This is a genomic window from Methylobacterium sp. WL6 (genome assembly GCF_008040095.1).
Classification (GTDB): domain Bacteria; phylum Pseudomonadota; class Alphaproteobacteria; order Rhizobiales; family Beijerinckiaceae; genus Methylobacterium.
In genome coordinates, this window is the sequence record NZ_VRVH01000043.1 from 1 (window position 1) to 25358 (window position 25358).

General features: G+C 69.5%; 19 protein-coding genes and 1 tRNA gene. 12 read left to right on the forward strand and 8 right to left on the reverse strand.

Features of this window, described 5'->3' with window-relative positions:
• The 3 genes from FV230_RS08855 to ettA all read left to right on the forward strand — a co-directional run.
• On the forward strand, positions 1 to 609 hold a 609-nt coding region (locus FV230_RS08855; RefSeq protein WP_187275449.1), incomplete at its 5' end, for an FAD-dependent monooxygenase.
• A gap of 40 nt (positions 610 to 649) precedes the next feature.
• Positions 650 to 735 (forward strand) — tRNA-Leu (locus tag FV230_RS08860).
• 214 nt (positions 736 to 949) lie between these two features.
• A complete protein-coding gene (gene ettA / locus FV230_RS08865; RefSeq protein ID WP_147728950.1) occupies positions 950 to 2602 on the forward strand; it encodes an energy-dependent translational throttle protein EttA in 1653 nt (550 codons plus the stop codon).
• A gap of 168 nt (positions 2603 to 2770) precedes the next feature.
• Here the strand turns inward: ettA and FV230_RS08870 are convergent, their stop codons facing one another.
• On the reverse strand, positions 2771 to 3943 hold the full coding sequence (locus FV230_RS08870; protein WP_147842102.1) for an amidinotransferase: 1173 nt from the start codon (positions 3941 to 3943) through the stop codon (positions 2771 to 2773).
• A 207-nt stretch (positions 3944 to 4150) separates the two neighbouring features.
• On the opposite strand from FV230_RS08870, the gene FV230_RS08875 reads away from it, so the two are divergent.
• The 6 genes from FV230_RS08875 (at position 4151) to FV230_RS08900 (ending at position 10643) form a co-directional block, all read left to right on the forward strand.
• On the forward strand, positions 4151 to 5281 hold the full coding sequence (locus tag FV230_RS08875) for a flippase-like domain-containing protein (RefSeq protein ID WP_147842103.1): 1131 nt from the start codon (positions 4151 to 4153) through the stop codon (positions 5279 to 5281).
• On the forward strand, positions 5281 to 5877 hold the full coding sequence (locus tag FV230_RS08880) for an ABC transporter substrate-binding protein (RefSeq protein ID WP_187275450.1): 597 nt from the start codon (positions 5281 to 5283) through the stop codon (positions 5875 to 5877). The genes FV230_RS08875 and FV230_RS08880 overlap by 1 nt, the downstream gene beginning before the upstream one ends.
• 76 nt (positions 5878 to 5953) lie before the next feature.
• Positions 5954 to 7138, forward strand: a complete 1185-nt coding sequence (gene hpnI / locus FV230_RS08885) for a bacteriohopanetetrol glucosamine biosynthesis glycosyltransferase HpnI (protein ID WP_147842105.1) — start codon at positions 5954 to 5956, stop codon at positions 7136 to 7138.
• A gap of 84 nt (positions 7139 to 7222) precedes the next feature.
• On the forward strand, positions 7223 to 8656 hold the full coding sequence (hpnJ, locus tag FV230_RS08890) for a hopanoid biosynthesis associated radical SAM protein HpnJ (protein WP_147725743.1): 1434 nt from the start codon (positions 7223 to 7225) through the stop codon (positions 8654 to 8656).
• A gap of 130 nt (positions 8657 to 8786) precedes the next feature.
• Entirely contained in the window at positions 8787 to 9638 is an 852-nt protein-coding gene (gene hpnK, locus FV230_RS08895) for a hopanoid biosynthesis-associated protein HpnK (protein WP_147842106.1), read from the forward strand.
• Positions 9639 to 9881: 243 nt separating this feature from the next.
• The gene (locus tag FV230_RS08900) at positions 9882 to 10643 is read left to right on the forward strand and encodes a YfdX family protein (RefSeq protein WP_246694800.1); all 762 of its coding nucleotides are present in this window, start codon (positions 9882 to 9884) and stop codon (positions 10641 to 10643) included.
• A 116-nt stretch (positions 10644 to 10759) separates the two neighbouring features.
• Here the strand turns inward: FV230_RS08900 and FV230_RS08905 are convergent, their stop codons facing one another.
• Positions 10760 to 13417: an MMPL family transporter gene (locus tag FV230_RS08905; protein ID WP_147842108.1), complete on the reverse strand. Its 2658-nt coding sequence runs from the start codon at positions 13415 to 13417 to the stop codon at positions 10760 to 10762.
• 626 nt (positions 13418 to 14043) lie between these two features.
• Here FV230_RS08905 and hpnH point away from each other — a divergent pair.
• The 3 genes from hpnH to FV230_RS30655 all read left to right on the forward strand — a co-directional run bounded on the left by hpnH (position 14044) and on the right by FV230_RS30655 (position 17901).
• Positions 14044 to 15207, forward strand: coding sequence for an adenosyl-hopene transferase HpnH (gene hpnH / locus FV230_RS08910; RefSeq protein WP_147725747.1), 1164 nt, complete (start codon positions 14044 to 14046; stop codon positions 15205 to 15207).
• A gap of 207 nt (positions 15208 to 15414) precedes the next feature.
• Positions 15415 to 17622, forward strand: coding sequence for an esterase-like activity of phytase family protein (locus FV230_RS08915; protein ID WP_246694801.1), 2208 nt, complete (start codon positions 15415 to 15417; stop codon positions 17620 to 17622).
• 24 nt (positions 17623 to 17646) lie between these two features.
• The gene (locus tag FV230_RS30655) at positions 17647 to 17901 is read left to right on the forward strand and encodes a hypothetical protein (protein ID WP_246694802.1); all 255 of its coding nucleotides are present in this window, start codon (positions 17647 to 17649) and stop codon (positions 17899 to 17901) included.
• A gap of 33 nt (positions 17902 to 17934) precedes the next feature.
• Here the strand turns inward: FV230_RS30655 and FV230_RS08920 are convergent, their stop codons facing one another.
• The 6 genes from FV230_RS08920 to hpnA form a co-directional block, all read right to left on the reverse strand.
• Positions 17935 to 18699 carry a phosphorylase gene (locus FV230_RS08920; protein ID WP_147842109.1) on the reverse strand — a complete coding sequence of 255 codons (765 nt, stop codon included), beginning with the start codon at positions 18697 to 18699 and terminating at the stop codon, positions 17935 to 17937.
• A 148-nt stretch (positions 18700 to 18847) separates the two neighbouring features.
• Complete coding sequence (shc, locus tag FV230_RS08925) at positions 18848 to 20845, reverse strand: squalene--hopene cyclase (protein ID WP_147725753.1); 1998 nt, start codon at positions 20843 to 20845, stop codon at positions 18848 to 18850.
• 142 nt (positions 20846 to 20987) lie between these two features.
• Positions 20988 to 22274, reverse strand: coding sequence for a hydroxysqualene dehydroxylase HpnE (hpnE, locus tag FV230_RS08930; protein WP_147725750.1), 1287 nt, complete (start codon positions 22272 to 22274; stop codon positions 20988 to 20990).
• Positions 22274 to 23125 (reverse strand): presqualene diphosphate synthase HpnD, encoded by an 852-nt coding sequence (hpnD, locus tag FV230_RS08935; RefSeq protein ID WP_147842110.1) that lies wholly within the window; start codon positions 23123 to 23125, stop codon positions 22274 to 22276. The genes hpnE and hpnD overlap by 1 nt, the downstream gene beginning before the upstream one ends.
• Positions 23122 to 24021, reverse strand: coding sequence for a squalene synthase HpnC (gene hpnC, locus FV230_RS08940; RefSeq protein ID WP_147842111.1), 900 nt, complete (start codon positions 24019 to 24021; stop codon positions 23122 to 23124). The genes hpnD and hpnC overlap by 4 nt, the downstream gene beginning before the upstream one ends.
• Positions 24018 to 25058 (reverse strand): hopanoid-associated sugar epimerase, encoded by a 1041-nt coding sequence (gene hpnA / locus FV230_RS08945; protein WP_147842112.1) that lies wholly within the window; start codon positions 25056 to 25058, stop codon positions 24018 to 24020. Before hpnA ends, hpnC begins: the two co-directional genes overlap by 4 nt.
• Between the last annotated feature and the right edge of the window lie 300 nt (positions 25059 to 25358).

Here is a 25358-nt window from a genome sequence, read left to right on the forward strand (position 1 = left end):
GTGCCGCGCGAGGCCGTGCCCGAGGCGCTGGCCGGCGAGGCGACCGGGCTGTGGCTCGGGCGCGGCCGGCATGTGGTCCACTACCCGATTCATGCCGGCCGCGACCTCAATGTCGTGGCGATCGTGCCCGAGCGGCAGGGCGACGAGGATTGGGGCCGGCTCGGGGATCCGGCGGTGCTGCGCGCGCATTTCCGCACCTGCGCGCCGGAGCTGCTCGAGCTGCTGACCGTGCCGGATTCCTGGCTGGTCTGGTCGCTCGCCGACCGCCCGGTGGCGCGGCCGATCGCGCGCGGCCGGGTCGCGCTGCTGGGCGATGCCGCCCACCCGGTGCTGCCGTTCCTGGCGCAGGGGGCGGCGCTGGCGATCGAGGACTGCTCGATCCTGACGCGGTGCCTCGCCGAGCATCCGGTCGCGGACGCGCTCGCGGCCTACACCAAGGCGCGCCGGCGCCGCGTCCGCCGGGTGCAGCGCGCCGCCCGCGGCAACGGCCGGACCTACCATGCCGGCGGCCTCACCGCCTTCGTGCGCGACGCGGTGATGCGCCGCCTCGGGCCCGACGGCATGCGCGCGCGCTACGCCTGGCTCTACGGCTGGACGCCGAACGCTTGATCTCGCCGACGCCGGCGGCTACCGCTTCGGCACATCGAGGGGCCGCTTGCCGAAATTGGTAGACGGAAGGCACTTAAAATGCCTCGGGCTTCGCCCGTGTGGGTTCGAGTCCCACAGCGGCCACCACGCCCCGATCCTTGCCCGGCACCGGCCGTCCTGATACGCGAGCGGGATCATCTCCAGGGATTGCGGGGAAGGGTGCGACGCGCACGCTCCGCAGAACCGTACCGCGCAGGGTTCGCCGCGGGCATGGCGCGTGCCTGCCCGTGCGGCCCTGTACCCGTCATCGGGCCGGGCGCGCTCCCGCGCCGGCCCCGCCGAACCTGATAGGATGCCTGCGATGGCCCGCGAATTCATCTACCACATGAAAGGCCTGACCAAGACCTACACCGGCGGGAAGAAGGTGTTGGACAACGTCAACTTGTCCTTCTACCCCGACGCGAAGATCGGCGTGCTGGGCATCAACGGCTCGGGCAAGTCGACCCTGCTGAAGATCATGGCCGGCATCGACACCGAGTGGACCGGTGAGGGCTTCGTCGCCCAGGGCGCCCGCGTCGGCTACCTGCCGCAGGAGCCGCAGCTCGATCCGACGAAGTCGGTCCGCGAGAACGTGATGGAGGGCGTCGCCGAGAAGCAGGCGCTGCTCGACCGCTACAACGAGCTCGCGATGAACTACTCCGACGAGACGGCGGACGAGATGACCCGCCTTCAGGACGAGATCGAATCGAAGAACCTGTGGGAGCTCGAATCCAAGGTCGACCAGGCCATGGAGGCCTTGGGCTGCCCGAGCGACGAGCAGCCGGTCGCCACGCTGTCGGGCGGCGAGCGCCGCCGCGTCGCGCTGTGCCGGCTGCTGCTGTGGGAGCCGGAGCTGCTGCTGCTCGACGAGCCGACCAACCACCTCGACGCCGAGACGGTGAACTGGCTCGAAGGCCACCTGAAGAACTATCCCGGTGCGATCCTGATCGTGACCCACGATCGCTACTTCCTCGACAACGTCACCAGCTGGATCCTCGAGCTCGATCGCAGCAAGGGCATCCCGTACGAGGGCAACTACTCGGCCTGGCTGGTGCAGAAGCAAAAGCGCCTGCAGCAGGAGGGCCGCGAGGACATGGCCCGTCAGCGCTCGATCGCCCGCGAGCAGGAGTGGATCGCCGCCTCGCCGAAGGCGCGCCAGTCCAAGTCGAAGGCGCGCATCACGCGCTACGAGGAGCTGGTCGCCAAGCAGAACAACAAGGTCGATGCCGCGGCCCAGATCGTGATCCCGATCGACGAGCGGCTCGGCAACAACGTCATCGAGTTCGACCACCTCAACAAGGCCTTCGGCGACCGGCTGCTGATTGAGGACCTGTCGTTCAAGCTGCCGCCGGGCGGAATCGTCGGCGTCATCGGCCCGAACGGCGCCGGCAAGACGACGCTGTTCAAGATGATCACCGGCCAGGAGAAGCCCGACGGGGGCGCGATCTCGGTCGGCGAGACCGTGCATCTCGGCTACGTCGACCAGTCGCGCGATGCGCTCGATCCCAACGCAACGGTCTGGCAGGAGGTCTCGGGCGGCAACGACATCATCTATTTCAACAAGCGCGAGATCAATTCGCGGGCCTACTGCGCGGCCTTCGCCTTCAAGGGCGGCGACCAGCAGAAGAAGGTCGGCACGCTGTCGGGCGGCGAGCGCAACCGCGTGCACCTCGCGCGCACGCTGAAGGGTGGCGCCAACGTGCTGCTCCTCGACGAGCCGACCAACGATCTCGACATGGAGACGCTGCGGGCGCTTGAGGACGCGCTGGAGGATTATGCCGGCTGCGCCGTGATCATCAGCCACGATCGCTGGTTCCTGAACCGGATCGCGACCCACATCCTCGCCTTCGAGGGCGACAGCCACGTCGAGTGGTTCGAGGGCAACTTCTCCGACTACGAGGCCGACAAGATGCGCCGCCTCGGTGCCGACTCGCTGATGCCGAAGAAGATCAAGTACAAGAAGTTCTCTCGCTGAGACCGGTTTCCCTCCCCCTTCTGCGGGGGAGGGTGGCCCGCGAAGCGGGTCGGGTGAGGGGGCAACGCTTCCGGAGAGGCCGATCCCCTCTCCCGACCCTCGCTGACGCGAGGCCCACCCTCCCCCGCAGAGGGGGAGGGGATCATGCGGCGGACGATCAGTGAAATCCTAGAAGTACGACTTCAGCGTTCCGCGACGGCGCACGTCGAGCGTCGCGCAGTGGAACGAGCCGCCGAACGGGCCGTAGCTCAGGAAAGGCGCCGGGATCGGATCGAAGCCCCAATCCTTGAGCGCCTTGATCAGCGTCGGCTGGCTCTGGTCGACGACGATCTTCTTCTCGTCGATGGCGAGCACGTTGATCGAGGTCCAGGGCGAGCACATCGAGATCTTGCTCATGAAGCCCTCGACCGGGTCGGGACGCGGGGCGACCAGCACGTCCCACTTCTTCAGCACCGCCGGCAGCTTCTCGACGTCGATGTAGTCCGGGTTGACCAGCACCTTGCCGGGCGCGAGCGGCATGAACGACGAATCGATGTGCATCGGCTGCGGGCAGCGGCTCTCGATCTCGTGGACGCGGAAGCCGGACCCGAGGTGGCGCCGCAGCCACTCGATGCCCATCAGGTTGGTGACGTTCGAGCGGGTGACGAAGATGTCGCGGCCGCAGCGGACGAAGTCGGCGGCGTCGAAGACCGGCTCGAACTCGTTGACCGTGAACTGCATCGGCTCGCCGGCCTTCAGGTTCGGCACGCGATAATCGTAGTTGTAGAGCTCGTCCGTCAGCTGCGGCCGCGGTGCCGAGGTCCAGCGCGCGCCGTTGCGGAAATACTCCTTGAATAGCGAGCGGTAGGCGTCGCCCTCGAAGTAGCGCGAGCGCCAGCACATTGGGCTCTCGATGATCTCGTCGCCGATCACCAGGTACGGGTCGCGCGGGCAGGCGACGCAGAAGCCGCGGGACGACCAGCGCGGGGCGCGGTACTTCTTCGAGAAGTCGATGCTGTCCGGGCGGCGGATCTTCACGCCCTCGCCGGCGAGGATGCCGATGAAGTTGTCGAGCTCCTTCTGCGCGAGCTTCTTCATGAAGGCCGGATACCGGAAGCCCGAGGCGAAGCGGTAGAACGGCTGCGCGGCGCGCGGCAGGTTGAAGATCACGGTCAGGTGGTGCGTCGGGATCGTGGCGCCGTCGAGCGAGCCGACGATCACCTCCTCCAGCGGGTCCCACTCGTTCCAGGCCATTACCGGCGAGTGCGGCGCCGGCACGCCCGGGTCGCCGCGGACGAAGCCGTCGGTACGGGCGTCGTCGAGCACGGCCTCTCCGGCCGAGTGGGAAGCGTCGCGGTCCATGGTGATCCCTTCGTGATACGCTGCGCGGGCGGTCTGCTCGGGGCGAAACCCCTGGTGCCGCTTTGGTCCGCACTGTGTCTATCGGGTGATAGACATTGCCGATCGTTGCTGCAACTTGAGCCTTACTCCTCGTCCGCAGCGGTCTTTTTCGGTCGAAATCGCGGCGAGAATCCAGCATCAAGCCACCCCCGAGCTTGAAAGAGGATCATGAAGCGTCTGACGACCCTGGCCTTGATCGCCGGCCTCTGCACGGTCGTCGGCCTGTTCCTGTCTTCCGGTCTCGAGGATGTGGCGGCGGCGGTGGTGAGTGCCGGCTGGGGCGCGCTGGCGGTGGTCGCCGCGCGCGCGGTCGCCGTCGCCTGGGCCGGCCTCGGCTGGTTCGTGATCTTCCCCGTCGCCGGCCGCCCGAGCTTGGCCGCCTGCATCAACCTGCGCTTCGTGCGCGAGGGCATCAATACGCTGCTGCCGGTCGCGACGGTGGGCGGCGACTTCATCGGCGCGCGCCTTCTGGCCAAGCGCGGCATCGCCGGGGGCCTGGCCGGCGCCAGCATGTTCGTCGACATGATGACGCAGGCGCTGACCCAGCTGCTCTTCACCGTCGCCGGCCTCGGGCTCCTGATCTGGCTCGCGGGCGACGGGCCGATCGTGCGCACCGTCGCCGGCGGCCTCGCCATCGCCGCCCCCGCCATCGGCGCGTTCTACCTGATCCAGCGCCGCGCGGGGCACCGCCTGATCCAGGGGATCGTCGACCGCTTCGCCTCGGGCCGCGAATGGCAGGCGCTCGGCGCCGTCGACGTGCTCTACGACAACCTGCGACGCCTCTACGGTGCGCCCCTGCGCATCGTCTCGGGCATCGGCGTGCACCTCGTCGGCTGGGTCATCGGCTCACTCGAGGTCTACGTCTGCCTGCACTTCATGGGCTATCCGGTGAGCTTCGCCGAGGCGATCGTGATCGAGAGCCTGGCCCAGGCCGTGCGCGGCGCCGCCTTCGCGGTCCCCGGCGCGCTCGGCGCGCAGGAGGGCGGGCTGATCGCGCTCTGCGCCCTGTTCGGCATCCCGGCCGAGGCGGCGCTCGCCCTGTCGCTGGTCAAGCGTCTGGCCGACCTCCTCGTCGGCGTTCCCGGCCTGTGGCTCTGGCACACGCAGGAGGGCCGCCTGCGCCGCGAGGCGAGCGAGCCCGGGGCCTCCGCGCAGGAGGAGGGCCGGACCACCTTTCGCCGGGTCGGGGCCGTCCCCGCACCCGCGACGCTCGGACCGTTCTACAGCTATGCGCCCCCCCGCGGGCAGAGCGCCCACATCGAGGACACCGCGGTGCCGGAGTTGAAGAAGTGCGCCTGATGCGCCGGTTGATCCTCGCGCTGGCGCTCGTCGCCGGCACCGTTCCGGCCTTCGCTGCCGACGACCCGGCGGTCGCGGTGGTCGACGGGCTCTACGCCCGCTTCGACGCCGCCGTGAAGAACGGGGCCGGCATCCTCAAGGACCGCATCGACGCGGTCGGCCCGACCCTGGAGCGGTCCTTCGACTACCCGGCGATGGTCCGCCTGGCGATCGGCGCCAAGTGGGCGGAGTTCTCGCCCGAGCAGCAGGGCGCGATCACCGAAGCGTTCCGCCGCAACTTCGTCGTGACCTACGCCAACCGCCTCGCACGGGCGGCCGGCGCGAAGTTCGAGGTGACGCGCAAGAGCGAGGCGAGCGGAACGAACCAGCGCGTCCTCACCCACGTCACCACCCCGGACGGGGACGATTCGCAGATCGACTTCGTCGTGAATTCCGACAACCGCATCCAGGACGTCCTGCTCAACGGCAACGTCAGCGAGGTCGCGGGTCAGCGGGCGAGCCTCGGCCAGCCGCTCAAGGCCGGCGGGGCCGACGCGGTGCTGAAATTCCTGCGCGAACGCACCGACGGCATGCTGAACGCCAAACCGGCGCCTTGAACGGCCTGCATAGAGCTTTCGTGCCGCACGCCGCGGCCCATCGATCCCACGCACCTTGCGACCGAGCGACGTTCCCATGGACCTGACCTGGCTCTCGCCGATCCTTCTGGTCCCCGCGCTCGCGGGTTGCCTGTACGCGCTCACCGCGGCGTTCCTCGCCGGGCGGTGCTCCGCGAAGGTGGCGCCCGCCTTCGCCGACGATGCGGCGCGGCCCTCGGTGACGGTGCTGAAGCCCCTCTGCGGCCTCGAGCCGAACCTGTTCGAGAACCTGCGGACCTTCTGCGCCCAGGACTATGCCGGCCCGGTGCAGATCGTGTTCGGCGTGCAGAGCGCCGGCGACCCGGCGATCGGCGTCGTGCGGCGCATCGAGGCGGCCTTCCCGCAGCTCAGCATCGACCTCGTCGTCGACGCACGCCAGCACGGCTCGAACCGCAAGGTCTCGAACCTGATCAACATGTCGGAGGTGATTCGGCACGAGGTGGTGGTGCTCGCCGACAGCGACATGGTGGTGCGCCCCGACTATCTCGAGCGCGTCGTGGCCGAGCTGTCCGCCCCCGGCGTGACCGGGGTGACCTGCCTGTACCACGGCGTTCCGGGCGACCGGGGCGTGTTCGCGCAGCTCTCGGCGCTCGCCATCGACGTGCAGTTCCTGCCCAACGTCGTGATGGGCACGGCGCTCGGCCTCGCCAAGCCGTGCTTCGGCTCGACCATCGCGTTCACCGCCGCGTCGCTGGCGAAGATCGGCGGGTTCGCCACCTTCAAGGACGACCTCGCCGACGACTATGCCATCGGCGAGGCGTTGCGCGGGCTCGGCGGCCGGCTCGCGATCCCGAACTTCACCATCGGGCATACCTGCGTCGACACCGCGATCGCGGGCCTGTGGAGCCACGAGCTGCGCTGGAACCGCACCATCCGCAACGTCGACCCGGCCGGCTATGCCGGCTCGATCGTCACCCACGCCTTCCCGATCGCGCTGATCGCCGCGCTGATGCCGGAGGCCGGCGCGACCGCGCTCGGCGTCGCGGCCTTGGCGCTCGCCTGCCGCATCATCCTGTCGATGCGGCTGGAGCGTGCCTTCGGGATCGGCCCCCACCCGTACTGGCTGTTGCCGATCCGCGACATCCTCTCGTTCGCGAACTTCTCATGGAGCTTCGTATCGGGGGCGGTGACATGGAAAGGTCACGATTATCGCGTCGTTGCGGATGGAACGCTTATTCCGGAGGGCAATCTCGGCCAGGATGCTGAGTCGCCCACCGTCTGACCTTGCCGTCCCGTCGTTTAAACTTGCCATCCTCGATCCGTCATCCTTTCGATCCGATCGCCCTGCTCTGAGGCCTTGAACCCCATGCGCACGCTCTTCCTCCAGGCTCCCACCTTCGACGGCTTCGACGGCGGCGCCGGGTCCCGCTACCAGGCCAAGCGCGAGATCAAGTCGTTCTGGTACCCGACCTGGCTCGCCCAGCCGGCCGCCCTGGTGCCGAACTCGAAGCTGATCGACGCGCCGCCGCACAACATCAAGCTGGCCGAGATCGTGGCCCAGGCCAACGACTTCGACATGGTGGTGCTCCACACCTCGGTGCCGTCGTTCAAGTCGGACGTGAAGACCGTCGAGGCGCTCAAGGCCGCCAACCCCAAGCTGATCGCCGGCCTGATCGGCGCGAAGGTCGCGGTGGACGCCGCCGGCGCGATGGCCCAGGCGCCGTGCATCGACTTCTGCGCCCGCAACGAGTTCGACTTCACCGTCAAGGAAGTCGCCGACGGCACGCCGATGTCGGAGATCAAGGGTCTGTCCTATCGCAACGCCGACGGCGTCGTGGTCCACAACGAGGACCGCGAGATCATGACCGACATGGATCAGCTTCCCTTCGTCACGAGCGTGTACAAGCGCGATCTCGAGATGGAGAAGTACTTCATCGGGTACCTCAAGCACCCCTACATCTCGTTCTATTCCGGCCGCGGCTGCAAGAGCCGCTGCACGTTCTGCCTGTGGCCGCAGACGGTGGGCGGGCATACCTACCGCACCCGCTCGGTCGCGCACGTGATCGAGGAGATCAAGTACTGCCTGAAGGAGTTCCCGCAGACGAAGGAGTTCTTCTTCGACGACGACACCTTCACCGACAACCTGCCCCGCGCCGAGGAGATCGCGCGCGAGCTGGGCAAGCTCGGCGTCACCTGGTCGTGCAACGCCAAGGCGAACGTTCCGCGCGAGACCCTCGAGGTGCTGAAGGCCAACGGCCTGCGCCTGCTGCTGGTCGGCTACGAGTCCGGCAACCAGAAGATCCTGAACAACATCAAGAAGGGCATGCGTGTCGAGGTCGCCGAGAAGTTCACCAAGGATTGCCACGACCTCGGCATCGCGATCCACGGCACCTTCATCGTCGGCCTGCCGGGTGAGACCCGCGAGACGATCCAGGAGACGATCGCCTTCGCCAAGCGCATCAACCCGCACACCATCCAGGCCTCGCTGGCAGCGCCGTACCCCGGCACCTTCCTCTACAAGCAGGCGGTGGAGAACGGCTGGCTCGACGTCGAGAACGCCGAGCTCGTGGACGAGAACGGCGTGCAGATCGCGCCGCTGCACTACCCGCACCTGTCGCACGCCGAGATCTTCGCGGCGGTGGAGGAGTTCTACCGGAAGTTCTACTTCCGCGCCCCGAAGATCGCATCGATCGTCTCCGAGATGGTGCGCTCGCCCGACATGATGAAGCGCCGCCTGCGCGAGGGCGTGGAGTTCTACCGCTTCCTCAAGGAGCGTCAGGGCACCGCCAAGGCCGCCTGACAAGGGCGCCAGCTTTCCATCGCATAGACCGATCCAGACGGCCGGGCCCCAAAGCCCGGCCGTCTTCGTTCTGGGGTCCGGGCCCGAGGCCCCCGGCAAACAGCCGCGCCCCCGTACACCGGAGTGTCTCGTGAAGCGTCTCGTCGTCACCGCCGACGATTTCGGCTTGAGCCCGGAGGTCAACGAGGCGGTCGAGCAGGCCCATCGCGACGGCATCCTCACGGCGGCGAGCCTGATGGTCTCGGCCCCCGCCGCCGCGGACGCGGTCGCCCGCGCCAAGCGGATGCCGTCGCTGCGCGTGGGGTTGCATCTGGTGCTCGTCGAGGCGTGGCCGACGCTGCCGGCCGCCACCTTGCCGGATCTCACCGATGACGCCGGCCTGATGCGTCGCGACATGGAACGCCTCGGCCTCGACCTTGCGCTGAGGCCGGCGGCCCGCCGCCAGCTCGCCGCCGAGATCACCGCGCAGTTCGAGGCCTACCGCATCACCGGCCTGCCACTCGATCACGTGAACGCGCACAAGCACTTCCACGTGCATCCGTTGATCGCCGGCGCGGTGCTGTCGATCGGGCCGCGTTACGGGATGCGCTCGATCCGCGTGCCGCGCGAGCCGCGGGCGGTGCTGAAGCGCGCCGAGCCCGGTGCGACCCCGCGGGTGGCCCTCGATACGGCACCCTGGGCGGCCCTGCTCGCCGTCCGGGCCCGGATGATGGGGCTGACCATTCCCGATCGAACCCTGGGTCTGGCCTGGTCCGGAGCGATGACGCCCGCCCGCGTGGCCGGCCTGCTCGCGCACCTGCCCGACGGCCTGACCGAGCTCTACACCCACCCGGCCACCGCCGGCGGCTTCCTCGGCGAGGCCCCGGGCTACGCCTACGCCGCGGAGCGGGACGCGCTCGTCGCGCGGGCCTCCGTGGATGCGGTCGCGCGGTCGGGGATCGTCTGCGGCGGGTTTTCGGATTTCGCACCGAATAGACGATGACGACCTCATCACGGAGCCCGCAGAAGCTTTCGCCCTAAACGCTTCAGAAACGGCACCGTCAAACGACTGTATATCTTCGCAAATAGCTCATCAGGACTTGCGTTTCGGAAGCATGTCCGATTGATGACCAAAATTTCATGCAACGTGGGCTTCGGCGCCCGCGTTCCGACAGCAGCCCCAGGGCACAAGACGATCGTCGCAACAGACCCTCGCCGCCGCATGGGACGGATCGGAGATGTCGTCTTGACCCGCTACACCCTCCTCGCCACCGTCTTCACCGCCTCCGTCGCCCTCGGGGGCGCCGCCTACGCCGCCGACCAAGCCGCGACGACCGCCGCCTCCCACGAAACCGCGATCCAGAAGGACGTCGGCAAGCTGTCGGCCGATGGGGCGAAAGGCTTCCGCGACCTGCATCTCGCCCGGATCGCGATCTTCGATGCCGACCCGGCCCAGGCCAAGACGCTGGTCCACGATGCGCAGGCGGTCCTCGCAAAGGCGAAGACCGACGAGAGCGTGTTCACCAAGGCGGAGGCCGATCTCAAGCCGCCCGCCGCCGCCAAGGCGATGCCGGCCAAGGGCACCGGCGTCGGCGACATGAAGCAGCCCATCGCGTGGCTGCCGGTCGACGGGCAGCTGCTGCTCGACGAGGATTTCGTCGCCACGCCGCAGAAGGCGGCAGCTGTGGCCGATGCCAACAAGAATCTCGAGAAGGGCGACCGGAAGGGCGCGGCCGAGAAGCTGAAGCTGGCCGGCGTGAACGTGAACTTCACCATGGCCGTCGTGCCGCTGGCGAAGACGACGGCGGATGTCGACCAGGCTTCGACGCTGCTGGACCAGGGCAAGTACTACGAGGCGAATGCCGCGCTGAAGCAGGCCGAGGACGGCGTCCGCTTTGACGTCATCGATGCGACGAGCCTGCCGCAGGCCTCCAAGGCCGCGGGAGCATCCGCCAAGGCGAACGTGACCGAGCCGACCGGGACCGGCACCGCGACGCTCGCGCACTGATCGCAGCCTGCACGCCGACCGAGGTCGCTCGCGGATTAAAGCCTGCCCACCAAACGAGAACGGCGCCGTCCCCGTGGGACGACGCCGTGCATTTGAGCAGAAAGGCCTGCCGTCCGTCACTTCACGGCGGCGGGCTCCGGGCGGACGGCTTGGCCCGTGCCGGGCAACCGGCCGGCCTCTTCCCCCTCGGGGCGATCGGCATCGGGCTTGGCCGGCGGCGGACCGAGGAAGGCCGGCACCACGAAAAAGGCGGCGATGAGCGTGAAGAACAGCGACAGCGCCAGCAGCTTGCCCATGCTCGCCGTGCCGGGATGGCTCGACAGCACCAGCGAGCCGAAGGCGGTGCCCGTGGTCAGCGCGGAAAAGAAGATCGCCCGCGTCAGGCTGGAGGCCAGCATGTCGGTGACGCCGGCCCGCCAAGCGATCACGTAGTAGATGTGGAACGCCACGCCGACCGCAAGCATCAGCGGCAGGGCGATGATGTTGGCGAAGTTCAGCGGCATGCCCACGACATGCAGCGCCATCAGCGTCCACAAGGTGGCGAGCACCAGCGGCCCGAGCGTCATCGCCACGTCCCAAGGCTTCCGCAGCGCCACCGAGAGGATGATGAAGATCAGCACCAGGGCGGTCACCGCCGCCTGCACGAAGGCGCCGAGGATGGTGTAGCTCGACGAGGTCGTCGCGATCGGCGCGCCGGTGGCGTGCGGCGCGACGCTCTGGATCTCGGATGCGAACTGCCGCAGCACCTCGTCGTCGTTGGAATTGCCCTTCGGATGCACCTCGATGCGGGCGCGGCCGTCGGCGGCGACCCATTCGGCCTTCAGCTGCGGCGGCAGGTTGGCGAGGGTGATCTTCTCGGGATGCAGCACCGTCCGCAGCCGCGAGAGCAGCGGGCCGAGATCGGTGGTGAGGGCGACCGAGGCGGCCTCGCGCGTCGCCGGCTTAGCGGCCGCCAGCTTGTCGAGCGTGCCGGAGAGACGGCCGGCGGTCTTGTTGCCGGGCGCATTGCCGCCGGCGATGCCGGTCAGGGCGGCCGCGGTGTCCTTCAAGGCCTTGACGTTGTCGGCATCGGTCGGCGGCGGCGGCTTGCGCGTCGGGTTGAGGATCGGATCGAGCAGCTCGGCCGTCTCGGCGACGGTGGCGAGCTTCTTGTCCTGGTCGCGCGGCACGAAGGTGTCGATGCTCATGATGTCGGCGGCCAGCGGCAGCGCGGCGAGCTTCTTCGTGACCTCGGGCACGGCGTCGACGCTCGGAGCCAGCACGTCGGCGACGTTCGGGCTCGTGGCGGGATCCTTGATCAGGTCGAGATAGGTCGCGATCGATTCCACGTGCGGGCTGCGCAAGTGCATCGGGTTCGAATCGAAGGGCAGCTTCCACAGCAGCGGGGCGCCGGCCAGCGTGACGAGGCCGACGACGATCAGCACCGGCTTGCGATTGCGGATGATCCACGGATCGACGCCTGCGAGCCACGTGGTCTCGACGGCGGCCTTCTCGCCCTTCGGCCGGAACACGGCGATCAGCGCCGGGAGGAGGGTGATCGCGAACAGGTAGGCGACGACCATGCCGACGCCGGCGATCAGGCCGAGCTCGGACACGCCGCGGAACGCGGTCGGCAGGAAGGCGAAGAAGCCGGCGATCAGCGACACCGCCGCCAGGGTCAGCGACCAGCCGACCCCGCGCGCGGCGGCGCGGATCGCGTCCTCGAGCGTCGGCTGCTCGTAGCGGTCGGCACGGTAGCGCACCGAGAACTGGATGCCGAAATCGATGCCGAGGCCGACGAACAGGGCTGCGAAGGCCACCGAGATCGGGTTGAGCTCGCCCACCATCAGCAGCCCGAGCGCCGCCGTGACGATCAGGCCGGAGAAGGTGGTGATCAGAACCGACACCACCAGCGGCGCCGAGCGCAGGGCGAGCCAGAGGAACAGGACGATGGCGCCGACGGTGACGAGGTTGTTCAGCAGCGCGTCGTCGGACAGCGTCGCGAACTCGTCGTCGGCGACCGCGACCGGGCCGGTGAGACGCATCTCGAGCCCGTGCTCGGGATCGATGTTCAGCTCCTTGGCGACGTTCCGGATCAGCTTCGTCGCGGTGTAGCCCGGCTGCAGCGCGTTGAAATCGAGCACCGGCTGGATCAGCACGAACTTGCGCAGGTCGGTGGTCTTGCTCTCGCCGCCCGACAGCAGGAGCTGCCAGGACATCCGCGCCGGCTTGCCGTCGAGCACCGTCTGCAACGTCCGGTCGATCTCGCCCATCGGCTTGTCGAGATCCTCGATCTTGGCGTCGCCGCTCTTGATGCCGCGGGCGCCGAGCGCCAGCACCCGCATCACGCCGCGCAGGCTCGGATCCGAGGCGAGCGGCCCGAGCAGGCCCTGCTGCTGCACCAGCTGCTCGGTGGTTTTCTCCAGTTCCGCCTGTGGCAGCAGCAGCAGGCCGTTCTTCTCGAAGAAGGGGCCGCCGTCGGGCCGGTAGACCGTCTCGATCAGGTTCTTGTGGACGGCGATCGCCTTGGCGAAGGCGCTCGCGGCCTCTTCCGCCTGCTCCGGGGTCTTGCCGTCGATCACCGCGACGACCGTGTTCGTGCGCTGCGGGAACGCCTTCTCGTAGTTGATCTCGTCCTGGCGCCAGGGCTCCTTCGGATCGATCAGCCGCTCGACATCGGTGTTGATGCGGAACAGATGCGCCGCGATGCCGGTGCTGGCGGCGGTGACCAGGGCCACCAGGGCGATCACGACCCAGCGATGTCGGACGGAAAACGCGACGAGACGTTCGATCACGAGTACCCTACCTGCCTGGAGCGGCTGCCCTTCGAGGCCGCACGACTCTCACATCTTGTATGCTGCCGGGACGGTTCCCGCGGGACCCGTCGACGGCGCGAGACCTTCGCCACATCCACCCGGTCGCATCGAGGCAGGATCGGACCTGATCGAGACGCGGTCGTCTCACGATGCCGTGTGGCCGAAGACGCGGCGCCGACCCGGTGAACGCACCGGACGATGCGGGATGAGGACGCATCCGAGGCACGATCGTTGCGCCAAGGCCGCAGCGCTCAGTAATCTTGCAGCCCTGCGATTGCAACGCAGCGACCCCCGAGGCGGGCGGCTCTCCCCATCGATGTGTGGCGCCGGCGCCGTTTCGCACCGCAATATCACGGGATGCGGTGTTTCGCGGGACTGCCGTCGCATTGCCGACGCATTGGCAGGATGGGGTCCCCCCGAAGCAGGACGCGTTCGCAGGAACGGCCCTCGGGCTGTGGCGCGGTTGCGTCAGCCCCGCAAACACGCACGCGAAACGGCCCAGGACCGGCCCGTTCAGATCGGTTCCAGGCTAGAGCGCTGGAATTCGAATTTTTTTCACGTTAAGCAGCCCCTTGGTTCGGGGCTACGCAAACAGGAGCCGTATCTTGGGAATCCCCCTCCGGTATGTCGCGACGATCGGCAGCTACATCATCAAGCAGCATCTCACCGGCCGGAAGCGCTATCCGCTCGTGATGATGATGGAGCCCCTGTTCCGCTGCAATCTCGCCTGCGCCGGCTGCGGCAAGATCGATTACCCCGACGAGATCCTGAACAAGCGCCTGCCCGTGGCGGACGCGCTGGAATCCGTGCGCGAGTGCGGCGCGCCGATGGTGGTGATCGCCGGCGGCGAGCCGCTGCTGCACAAGGACCTGCCGCAGATCGTCGAGGGCATCATCGCGCAGAAGAAGTTCGCGATCGTGTGCACGAACGCGCTGCTGCTCGAGAAGAAGATCAAGGAGTACAAGCCGAGCCCGTACTTCACCTGGTCGATCCATCTCGACGGCGACAAGGAGATGCATGACGGCTCGGTCTGCCAGCGCGGCGTCTACGACAAGGCCGTGGCGGCGATCGCCAAGGCGAAGGAGATGGGCTTCCGCGTCACCATCAACTGCACCTTCTTCAACAACTCGTCCTCGGACAAGATCGCCGACTTCTTCGACAGCGTGACCAAGATGGGCATCGACGGCATCACCGTCTCGCCCGGCTACGCCTACGAGCGCGCGCCCGACCAGCAGCACTTCCTGAACCGCAAGGCGACGAAGGACCTGTTCCGTGGCGTGTTCCGCGCCGGCAAGGAGAAGGGCCGCCAGAAGTGGGCGTTCCAGCAGTCGGGCCTGTTCCTCGACTTCCTCGCCGGCAACCAGACCTACCATTGCACGCCCTGGGGCAACCCCACCCGCACCGTGTTCGGCTGGCAGAAGCCCTGCTACCTGCTCGGCGAGGGCTACGCGGCCACGTTCAAGGAGCTGATGGAGGAGACCGACTGGGATTCCTACGGCACCGGCAACTACGAGAAGTGCGCCGACTGCATGGTCCACTCGGGCTACGAGGCCTCCTCGGTGGTCGATTCGGTGCGCAAGCCCTGGAAGCCGCTGATCCACGCCATCCGCGGGATCAAGACCGAGGGCGAGATGGCCCCCGAGGTCAGCCTCGAGAACCAGCGCCCGGCAGAGTTCGTGTTCTCCCGCAACGTCGCCCAGAAGCTCTCCGAGATCAAAGCCTCCGGCGTCGACACCAAGCGCGAAGCCCGCAACCGCACCGCGGCCTGACGGCTCGGCCACGCGCATTCGAGGAGGCCCGCCCGGGAAACCGTGCGGGCCTCCTTCGTTTCGGCGAGGCTCGGTGGAGCGTCGTGCCTTTCGCGACACGATGTCTGCAGCCGACCCAACGCAGGACAAATATCCTTCCTGCCGTCACCGGGCCGTCATGCCCAATCCCTAGCTGCGGCTCAGCTTGAGTGGCTGGGGGATCCCGCGATGGTGACACGGTACGGCGCGGCGCGAGCCGTGGGCTCATTCGGCGTGCTCGCGTTCCTGACGGGCGCGGCCTCGGCCCAGGCGATCCGCACGCCGAACCTGACGACGGCCGACGGCCCGGTGGCGGTGACGGTCGGCGATGCGACCGTCGTGAACCAGGGTCTCCAGGGCGTCGGCCGGCTGCCGGCCACCACCCGCGACTTCCTCGGCGACACGCTGGGCTCGTTCTCCGCGCTTGCGATCGACCTCGCCAGCTGGCGGCGCTTGGGGGCCACCTACAGCGGCACGCTCTACACGCTGCCCGATCGGGGCTACAACGATCCGAGCGGAGGGCTGTTCTCCGATTACGCCGGCCGGCTGAACCGCTTCAATCTCAGCTTCACGCCCGATCCCGGCGCGGGCCTGCCGCAATCGATCGCCTCCCAGCGGCAGATCGCGATCGTGCCGAACGGCGGCATCGTGCTCACCGATGCCAACGGCCGGCGCTTCAGCGGTCTCGATCCGGCATCCGGCACCACGACCCAGCTCGGCGCGGTGCTGCCTTCGGCGGCGAGCGGGCCGAGCGCAGGCCGGATCAGCCTCGATGCGGAAGGTCTCGCGCGGCGAATCGACGGCTCCTTCTACGTCAGCGACGAGTACGGGCCGAACATCTATTACTTCAGCGCCGGCGGGCAGCTTCAGGGCGTGCTCGGCGCGCCCGACGCGATCCGGCCGCGCACGACCGGGGCGCTCGACTTCAACTCGATCAACCCGCCCGACACCGGCCGACGCAACAACCAGGGCTTCGAGGCGCTGTCGCTGGCCCCCGACGGCCGCAGCCTCGTCACCATCCTGCAGAGCGCCGCGCTCCAGGATTCCGGCCCGAATCAGCAGCAGCGCAACAACACCCGCATCCTGATCTACGACCTCGCCGGCAGCGCGGTACCGGCCGCGCCCGCGCGCGAATACGTGCTGCAGCTGCCGACCTACCGCGACACCGGCAACGGCGGCGCGCCGAACCGGACGGCGGCACAGAGCGACATGCTGGCCCTCAACGACACCCAGTTCCTCGTGCTCTCGCGCGATTCGAACGGGCTCGGCACCGGCAACACCACGCCGATCGTCTACAAGAGCGTCCTGCTGGTCGACATCGCGCAGGCCACAAACATCGCCGGCACCCCCTACGACGGGGCCACCCCGATCTCGCCGGGGGGCACCCTGCGGCCCGGGGTCCAGCCGGCGCAGACGACCGAGATCGTCAACCTGCTGAACCCGGTCCAGCTCGGGCGCTTCGGCATGAACCTCAACACCAACCCGGCGACCCAGACCACGCTCTCGGAGAAGTTCGAGGCCCTCGGTCTCGTGCCGGTGCTGAGCGAGCGGGCGCCGAACGACTATTTCCTGCTCGTCGGCAACGACAATGACTTCCTCACCCGGCACGGCAGCATCAACGGTCAGGGCTACGATGCCGGCATCAACAACGATTCGGTGCTGCTCGCCTATCGCTTGACGCTGCCCACCTACGTCGATCCGCTCTCCCTCGCGGTGATGAAGCAGACGGCGCCCGTGGTGCTTCAGGGGCTCGGCGGCGCGACCCTCGGCTTCGCCGCGTCGGCGACACGGGGCGTGCAGGACCACCTCGCCGCCCTGCGCCGCGGCCAGGGCCTCGCCGGGCCCTGGAGCCAGTCCGGCGGCTTGTGGATCGGCGGCGATGTTGTGTTCGCCGACCAGCCGCGCAACGGCGGCCTCGCCCTCGACCGCACCATCGCGCAGGGCAGCGCCGGACTCGATCTTCCGCTGCCCGGAGCTTGGCGCGCGGGCGTCGCCGTCGGCGGCGGCGGCGGGTCGCTCAGCCGCGCCGGCGGCTTCCGGCAGGACCAGAGCGCCTTCACGGTCTCGGCCTATGCCGGCTACTACGGTGCGGACTTCTACGCCCAGGGCATCGTCGGCGGCGCGCCGGAGGTCAGCCTCGACGGGATCCGCCGACCTGCGGCCTACGGGCTCACCGCGTCCGGGCGCAGCTCGGGCAGCGCCTTCGCGATCGACGGCGAGGCCGGCGTGCCGATCCGAGCCGGCGACCTCGGGCTGACGCCGTTCGCAGGCATAACCCACCTGTCCGGCACCGTCGACGGCTTCACGGAGACCGGAGCGGCGGGCAACAACATCGCGTATCGCGACCTCACCCTGGTTCAAACCACGGTGCGCTTCGGCGGCGAGCTGGCCTATTAAGGGCACGCCGGACTGATCCCGTCGGTGCGCTTGGCGTACAACCTCACCACGGGTCCGCAAGGCAGCAGCGGCACCGTGCGTCTCGCCAGCGTCCAGAACGGTCTCGCCACCGCCGCCGTGGCCGTGCCGTTCCTGCGCGACGACTTCGTCAGCGCCGTCGCCGGCCTGCAGGGCAGCCTCACCGACGACCTGGGCTGGCGGGTCGACTATCAGGCGGCCATCGGCACCCGCACGGGCGTCGCCCACGGCGTCACCGCGGGACTTCGCTATCAGTGGTAGCAGGCGAGCTAGAGGATCGCCGAAGCCGCACGCTCAGGCGCCGCGGCGATCCTCGTGCGGCGGCACCCCGAGGCTCGGGCCGAGGAGCGTGCGGCAGCGGCTCAGCGCCCCGAAGGCGGCGTTCGAATCGCGGGCGAGGCGGACGAGATCGCCGATCCGGGCCGATCCTCGTGCGACAGCCGAGAGGACGGCGAGCATGTCGGGCTCGCCGTTCGGCTTGAGGGCCTGCGCGGCGAAGGCGGGTAAGGCCCGGTGCGCCGGATCGCAGACCACGCGGATCGCCGCGAACGGCAGACCGTGCCGCTCCGCGAAGGCGGCGGCGACGTGCGATTCCATGTCGACGGCGAGCGCCCGGGTGCGCGCCCGCAGCTCGGCCTTGCCCGCGACGCTCATCACCGCAGCATCTACGCCGGCGAGGTCGCCGGAGCGAACCGTGTCGCCGGGCAGACCGAGGCGCGCGAGCAGGGCGGCCGCGACCGCCGGATCGGCCTCGTAGCGCCGGTCCGCCGCGACGATTCCGGCCGCGACCACCACGTCGCCCGGAACGAGGTCCGGATCGAGACCGCCCGCGATGCCGATACTGACGATCGCGCGGCAGCCGGGCGGATCCCGCGACGCCAGCAGGGCGGCGAGACGGGCGGGATTTCCGCCGGCACCCACTGCCTCGACGCCGGGGCCCGAGGCGAGCCGGCGTTCCTTGGCGAGGCCCGTGACGGCGAGCACCGGAAGGCTCGACGCGGGGTCGGGCGCATGGAGACCGACCGCGCGGGCAGGGGACGCCGGCTCCACGCGAATCATGGGTCGACGATCGTGAAGGGTGGCATCCGCGAAGCGATCACCGGCGGTCCGTCCTACAAATCACCCCGACCGCTCGCCGAGCCCGGGGGGGCGCAGGCGGTCCTTCCCGCCCGTGCCCGCTCCGCTCGGATCGCGCAAAGTCGGCCGATCACATCCCGAACGCCACCCGGCGGCTGTTGCCGCGCTTGAGGTTGCGGTAGCGCGCCATCGCCCAGAGCGGGAAGAACTTCGGATAGCCATGGTAGCGCAGGTAGAACACCCGCGGGAAACCGGTCGCGGTGTAGCGCTCCTCGTTCCAGAAGCCGTCGGTTCCTTGCGTGCGCGCCAGGAAGTTGATGCCGCGGGTCACGGCCGGGTCGTCGCATTCCCCGGCGGCCATCAGGGCGAGCAGCGCCCAGGCGGTCTGCGATGCGGTGGAGGAGCCGGCCTCGAACGCCGGATCGATCTTGTAGCTCGACGCGTCCTCGCCCCAGCCGCCATCCGGGTTCTGGATGCGGATCAGCCATTCCACGGCGCGCCGGATCTCGGGCGAGGCGGGATCGACCCCGGCCGCGTTCAGCGCGCACAGCACCGACCACGTGCCGTAGATGAAGTTCATGCCCCAGCGGCCGTACCAGCTGCCGTCCTGCTCCTGGTCATTGAGCAGGTAGGTCACGCCGCGATCGAGGGCCTTCGACGATTCGCGGGTCTCGCCGAGCTGCGACAGCATCGACACGACGCGGGCGGTCACGTCCGCGGTCGGCGGGTCGAGCAGCGCGCCGTGATCCGAGAACGGGATGTGGTTGAGGTACATGTGGTTGTTGTCGGCGTCGAACGCCGCCCAGCCGCCGTCCTTCGACTGCAGGCCCTCGACCCATTCGCGCGCCCGGGCGATCGAGGCGGTGTAGTCCGGCATGTTGGCCACCAGCCCGTGCTGGCGCATGGCGCGGTCCATCGCCATCACCACGACGGCGGTGTCGTCGAGGTCCGGGTAGTGGGCGTTGGCGTACTGGAAGGCCCAGCCGCCGGGGCGGACCTTGGGCTTGGCCGCCGCCCAGTCGCCGGCGATGTCGAGCACCTGGCGCGGCAACAGCCAGTCGAGGCCGGCGCGGGCCTGCCCCTCGGCATCGGTGCCGCCGGCCTCGAGCAGCGCGTGCCCGGCCAGAGCGGTGTCCCAGACCGGGGAGACGCAGGGTTGCACGTAGGCCTCGTGCGCCTTCACCACGACGAGCTTCTCGATCGCGTCGCAGGCGACGCGGACCTGCGGATGGTCCGGGCCGTAGCCCATCGCCTCGTACATCAGCACGGTGTTGACCATGGCCGGGAAGATCGCGCCGAGCCCGTCCTCGCCGTTCAGGCGCTCGCTGACCCAGGCCCGCGCCTTCTCCATCGCCCGCAGGCGGATGCGATGGGGGAAGTAGGCCTCCACCTTCTGCAGCACGCGGTCGATCGCGCCGAAGATCGGCGTCCACGGCCAGGTCGCGTGCGGGCTGCCGGGCCAGCGGCGCACGCTGGACGGGGGCGTCAGGAACAGCTCGCCGATGCCGACGCCGCGCGGGTTCTTCGCCCGCGGCTTGGTCGCCTGCAGCACGAAGAGCGGCACCATCACGCAGCGGGCCCAGTACGACACCTTGTCGAGGTGGAACGGGAACCACTTCGGCAGGAACATCACCTCGACCGGCATCACCGGCACCGCCGACCACGGCACCTCGCCGTAGAGCGCCAGGATGAAGCGGGTGAAGACGTTGGATTGCGCCGCGCCGCCGCGCGACAGGATCGCCTCGCGTGCCCGGCGCATGTGCGGCGCCTCGATGTCGTCGCCGATCATCTTGAGGGCGAAGTAGGCCTTCACCGTGCAGCTCATGTCGAACGGCCCCTCGTGGACGAGGGCCCAGCCGCCATGCTTCTCCTGCGTGCGGCGCAGGTAATTGCCGATCTTCGGCTCCAGGCCCTCGGGGGGGCGGGTGTCGCGGAACTGGTGGAACAGGATGTACTCGGACGGGATCGTGGCGTCGGCCTCGAGCTCGAAGCAGATGTGCCCGTCGGCCTGGGCGAGAGCGGTCAGGGCGCGGGTCGCCCGTGCGACGCCGTGATCGACGTCGTCTAGGGAAATCGCCTGGGTCTTCGGGCGTTGCAGCGCCTCGACCTTGTTCACAGCCTCTCGCATCATCCTCGCCTCAAACGGCCACAACTCTCGATCCGCGCCCGATCGTCCCGGATCGGATCACGGCTCGCCCGTCTCATCCTGCCTACGCATGGGCCGTACCGGCCCGTCGCCGGTCCGAACGCATGCTCGTCTCGGTCCTGCCTCATGCGGCGCCGCGCGTGCGTGCCGGATCGCACGACAGGGCGAGTGCGGCCGTCTTGCCCGAGCGGATCGACCCCTCGATCGTCGAGGGCAGCCCGGTGGCCGTCCAGTCGCCCGCGAGCACGAGGTTCGACCACGCCGTCTCCGCGCCGGCGCGGCGCGCGGCCTCAACCGGCGTCGCGGCGAAGGTCGCGCGCTTCTCCTTGACGATCTGCCAGCTTGGCAGTTCCGGGGCAAGGTCGGCCACGGTCGCGATCTCGGCCCAGATCTGCTTGGCCAAATCTTCGCGCGGCACGTCGAGCAGCCGGTCGGCGCCGCTGATCGTCACCGAATAGCGGTCGGGATAGGCGAAAAGCCACTCGGTCAGCGAGTTCACCATGCCGAGGATCAGCGGCGAGCCCGCCTTCGGCACCATCTTGAAATGGGCGTTGACGATCGAGCGGAACGCCTTCGGCGCGGACAGGCCGGGCAGCATCTCGGAGGCGACCCAGGGCGGCAAGGCCAGCACGACCGAATCGCCGTCCGCCACGTCGACCGCCCCGTCGGCGAAGTCGAGCCGCTCGACGCCGGCCGCGCCGAGGCCCAACCCACGCAGGCGCCGGCCGAAGCGGACGGAGGCGCCGCTCGATGCGAGGTACCGCAGCGCCGGGTCGACGAAGGCGTAGGACAGGCCCTTCACCGCCACCAGCGGGCGGCAAGCGGCCCCGCCGGCGCCCAGCGTCTCGCGGAGGATCTTGGCGGCCAGCCCGACATCGCTCTCGGCGACCTCGGTGTTCAGCGCCGCCAGCAGGACCGGATGCCAGAGCCGGTCGTAGAGCGCGCCCTCGCAGGCCATGCTGGCGCCGATCGTCCCGCCGGCACCGTCCGCCTTGCCGGCTGCCGCCCGCAGGATGCCGAGCGGCGCGAGGTAGTCGCGCGCGCGGCTGCCCGGCACGCGGCGCGCCTTGCTCAGCACCCACCACGGCACCCGGCCCGCATTCGGGCGAAGGGTCCAGCGCTCGCCGGTCTTCAGGTCGGCGAACGGGAAGGCGGCCTCGTCCGGGCCGGTCAGCGCGTCGTCCGGCGCGCCGACGCGCTTCAGGAACTCGAGGGCGTCGGCGTTGCCCGACAGCAGCAGGTGATTGCCGTTGTCGAGCTCGAGACCGAGCGTCGGGTCGTAGTACGACCGGCAGCGGCCGCCGGCCTGCTTGGCCGCCTCGTGCACGACGACGTGGGCGCCGCGTTCCACCAGGGAGACGGCGGCCGACAGGCCCGCGAGCCCGGCACCGACGACGTGGACCGTCGCCATCAGACGATCCCGTGCCGAAGCGCCACGGCGACGAGGGCGAGCTTCCTCGGCTTCACCCGCGCCCGCGGCATCGCCCAGCCGCGCTTGAGCAGCGCGACGAGGTAGAGCCGGTAGGCCGCCGCCATCAGGCGGGCCGCCTTGGTCGGCTTGCGCGGGCTCTTGGCGATGATCGCCCAGGTCGCGGCGTAATGCGCCTCGGCCTCCGCCGCGAGCGCGGCGCAGACCTCGCCGATGCGCGGATGCGTGATCGCCGCGTGCGGCGTCGGATCGGTCAGGCCGATCGCGGCGAGCCTTTCCCGCGGCAGGTAGAGCCGGCCGCGCTCGGCATCCTCGTCGATGTCGCGCAGGATGTTGGTGAGCTGCAGCGCCCGGCCCTCGTGCCAGGCGAGCTCGATGCCGAGCGCCTCCGGCATGCCGAAGATCCGCACGGACAGGCGCCCGACGGCGCTGGCGACCCGGTCGCAGTAGAGGTCGAGGGTCGCCGCGTCGGGCGCGACGATGTCCTCGAACGCGTCCATCGCCATGCCGTCGATCACGGCGTGGAAGTCTTCCCGCTTGAGGTCGTAGCGCTGCACCGGAACCACGAGGTCGCGCACGCGCGCCGCGGGCCTGCCGGCATAGAGCCCGTCGATGTCGGCGCGCCAGCGGTCGAGCTCGGCCGCGCGCAGGTCGGCCGCGCCGCCGTCGTCGGCGACGTCGTCGACCGCACGGCAGAACGCGTAGACGGCGTACATCGCCTCGCGCCGCTCCTTCGGCAGCAGGCGCATCGCGGTGTAGAACGACGAGCCGGCCGCCGGCAGGGCCGGGGCCTCGTCGGCGGGCAGGGCCATCGCGGTGGCGGTGACGGTCATGGGTAAGCCTTGCCCTGCGGCGCCGCGCGGACGATGCGGCCTCGGAACGGCCGTCGGGCCAGCGTCGCGCCGATGCCCCCGAGCGCCGTCAACGCGAAGCCGGCCTTGCCGTGATGGACCTTCTCCGAGAGCGGATCGCGATCGAGCAGCCCGCGGGCGAGGACGACGGCGAGCCGGTGGATCGCCGCGATCTCCAGCGACAGGCGCAGGTCGTCGATCAGGTCCGGCAGCACCTTGCCCGCGTCGAGCAGGCCCAGCGTCCGCTCGGCCAAGTCGCGGATGACCGCGCGCAATTGCGGCGTCGCCTTGGCGGCTCCCAGCATGGCGACGGTGGCGCCGTGCCGATCGAGCGCGTCCTGCGGGATGTAGACCCGGTCGAGAGTGCGAAAATCCTTGCCGCAATCCTGGAGATGGTTGACGATCTGCAGCGCTGCGCAGATCGCGTCCGAGGCGGCCCAGACCCGGGCGGGATCCTCGCCGTGCACGTCGAGGACGTAGCGACCGACCGGCATCGCCGAGTAGCGGCAGTAATGGATCAGCTCGTCCCAGTCGGCGTAGCGGTTCTTGCGCGCATCCATCCGGAACGCGTCGAGCAGCTCAAGGGCGTGGCGCGGCGGCAGCCCGCGGGCGGCGAGCTCGCGCTTGAGCGGCTCGGCCTCCGGGTCGGCGGCCCCCGCGCCGGTCAGGGCGTCGGCGAGACCGTCGAGAAGCGCGAGCTTGCGCTCGGGCGACAGCGCGGCATGGTCGGCGACGTCGTCGCCGGCGCGGACGAAATCATAGAACGCGAGGATCGCGCCGCGATTCTTCGGATGGATCAGGTGCGAGGCGACGGGGAAGTTCTCGTCGTTCGCGCCCTTGCCCGAGCGCAGCTCCGTGGCGGTGCCGGACGCGCTCATCGCTGGGCTCCCGGCAGGTATCCCGCGCCGCGGAACCAGTCGATCGCGTCGGACAGCCCCTCCCGGTAGGGGCGGGCGGCGTAGCCGAGCTCGGCCCGCGCCTTCGCGTCGGAGAAGAACATCCGGTAGCGCGACATGCGGATGCCGTCAATCGTGGCGAAGGGCTGCTTGCCGGTGATGCGCGCCATCTGCTCGGAGACGAAGGCGATCGGGTAGACCACGGCCCGCGGCAGGTTCACCGTCGGGGGCTTGCGGCCGACCATGCGGGCGATGTCGCCGAGCATCTGCGAAAGCAGCACGTTCTCGCCGCCGAGGATGTACTTCTCGCCGATCCGCCCCCTGCGCAGGGCGAGCAGGTGGCCGGCGGCCACGTCGTCGACATGGGCGAGGTTGAGGCCGGTGTCGACGAAGGCCGGCATCTTGCCGAGCGCCGCCTCCTGGATGATGCGCCCGGTCGGCGTCGGCTTGACGTCGCGCGGGCCGATCGGCGTCGACGGGTTGACGATCACCGCGGGCAGTCCGCTGCCGGCCACCATCGCGTCGACCACGCGCTCGGCCACGACCTTGCTGCGCTTGTAGGCGCCGATGGCGGTCTCGGGCGTCAGCGGCCGCGTCTCGTCCGAGGGCGTGACGCCGTCGTCCGGCGGCTTGATGGTGGCGACGCTGGACGTATAGACCACGCGCTCGACGCGCGCCTCGAGGGCGGCGCGCATCAGGTTGCGGGTGCCGTCGCGGTTGGTCCGGACGATCTCCTCCATGTCCGGCGCCCAGAGCCGATAGTCGGCGGCGGCGTGGATCAGGTAGCGCTGGCCCCGCATCGCGGCCGCGCAGGCCTCCGGGTCGCGCATGTCGCCCTCGACGACCTCGACGTCGGACCAGGTCAGGTTCGTGCGCGGGCTCGTGGCGCGCACCATGATGCGCACCGGAAATCCGGCGTTGCGGAACACGTCGACCAGGGCCGGCCCGAGAAAGCCGCTCGCGCCGGTGATCAGCACCGGGCCGAGGTCGGAAGAACCGCTTGGGGTCGCCTCTGCCATCACGCTCGAATCGTCACGGGAACGCGGGCGATGCCTTCGTTTTGGGCATCGCACCGCAGCAAGCCGGCTTTTGTCATCGAATGACGTGCACGACAAGGCGATCCGGGCCACAGGCGGCCCGGATCGTGGCGCGCGACGACACCCTCAAGCGAGGCGGAGACGCGAACGCCCTTCCTTCCGCTCGGGGAGGATGTCCTCGACCTTCCGGACGATGCTGGCGGCGTCGAGGCCGGCCTCGGCGTACATCTTGTCCGGGCTGTCGTGGTCCTGATAGCTGTCGGGCAGGGTCATCGTGCGCAC

What these genes read in the sequence shown, in the direction of transcription:
- FV230_RS08870 (WP_147842102.1), bottom strand. Translation starts at nt 3,943, where the DNA reads ATGGACCGCGACGCTTCCCACTCGGCCGGAGAGGCCGTGCTCGACGAC.
- FV230_RS08915 (WP_246694801.1), top strand. Translation starts at nt 15,415, where the DNA reads ATGGTGACACGGTACGGCGCGGCGCGAGCCGTGGGCTCATTCGGCGTG.
- FV230_RS08920 (WP_147842109.1), bottom strand. Translation starts at nt 18,699, where the DNA reads ATGATTCGCGTGGAGCCGGCGTCCCCTGCCCGCGCGGTCGGTCTCCAT.
- hpnA (WP_147842112.1), bottom strand. Translation starts at nt 25,058, where the DNA reads ATGGCAGAGGCGACCCCAAGCGGTTCTTCCGACCTCGGCCCGGTGCTG.
- hpnI (WP_147842105.1), top strand. Translation starts at nt 5,954, where the DNA reads ATGGACCTGACCTGGCTCTCGCCGATCCTTCTGGTCCCCGCGCTCGCG.
- FV230_RS08875 (WP_147842103.1), top strand. Translation starts at nt 4,151, where the DNA reads ATGAAGCGTCTGACGACCCTGGCCTTGATCGCCGGCCTCTGCACGGTC.
- shc (WP_147725753.1), bottom strand. Translation starts at nt 20,845, where the DNA reads ATGCGAGAGGCTGTGAACAAGGTCGAGGCGCTGCAACGCCCGAAGACC.
- hpnD (WP_147842110.1), bottom strand. Translation starts at nt 23,125, where the DNA reads ATGACCGTCACCGCCACCGCGATGGCCCTGCCCGCCGACGAGGCCCCG.
- ettA (WP_147728950.1), top strand. Translation starts at nt 950, where the DNA reads ATGGCCCGCGAATTCATCTACCACATGAAAGGCCTGACCAAGACCTAC.
- hpnE (WP_147725750.1), bottom strand. Translation starts at nt 22,274, where the DNA reads ATGGCGACGGTCCACGTCGTCGGTGCCGGGCTCGCGGGCCTGTCGGCC.
- hpnC (WP_147842111.1), bottom strand. Translation starts at nt 24,021, where the DNA reads ATGAGCGCGTCCGGCACCGCCACGGAGCTGCGCTCGGGCAAGGGCGCG.
- hpnJ (WP_147725743.1), top strand. Translation starts at nt 7,223, where the DNA reads ATGCGCACGCTCTTCCTCCAGGCTCCCACCTTCGACGGCTTCGACGGC.
- FV230_RS08880 (WP_187275450.1), top strand. Translation starts at nt 5,281, where the DNA reads ATGCGCCGGTTGATCCTCGCGCTGGCGCTCGTCGCCGGCACCGTTCCG.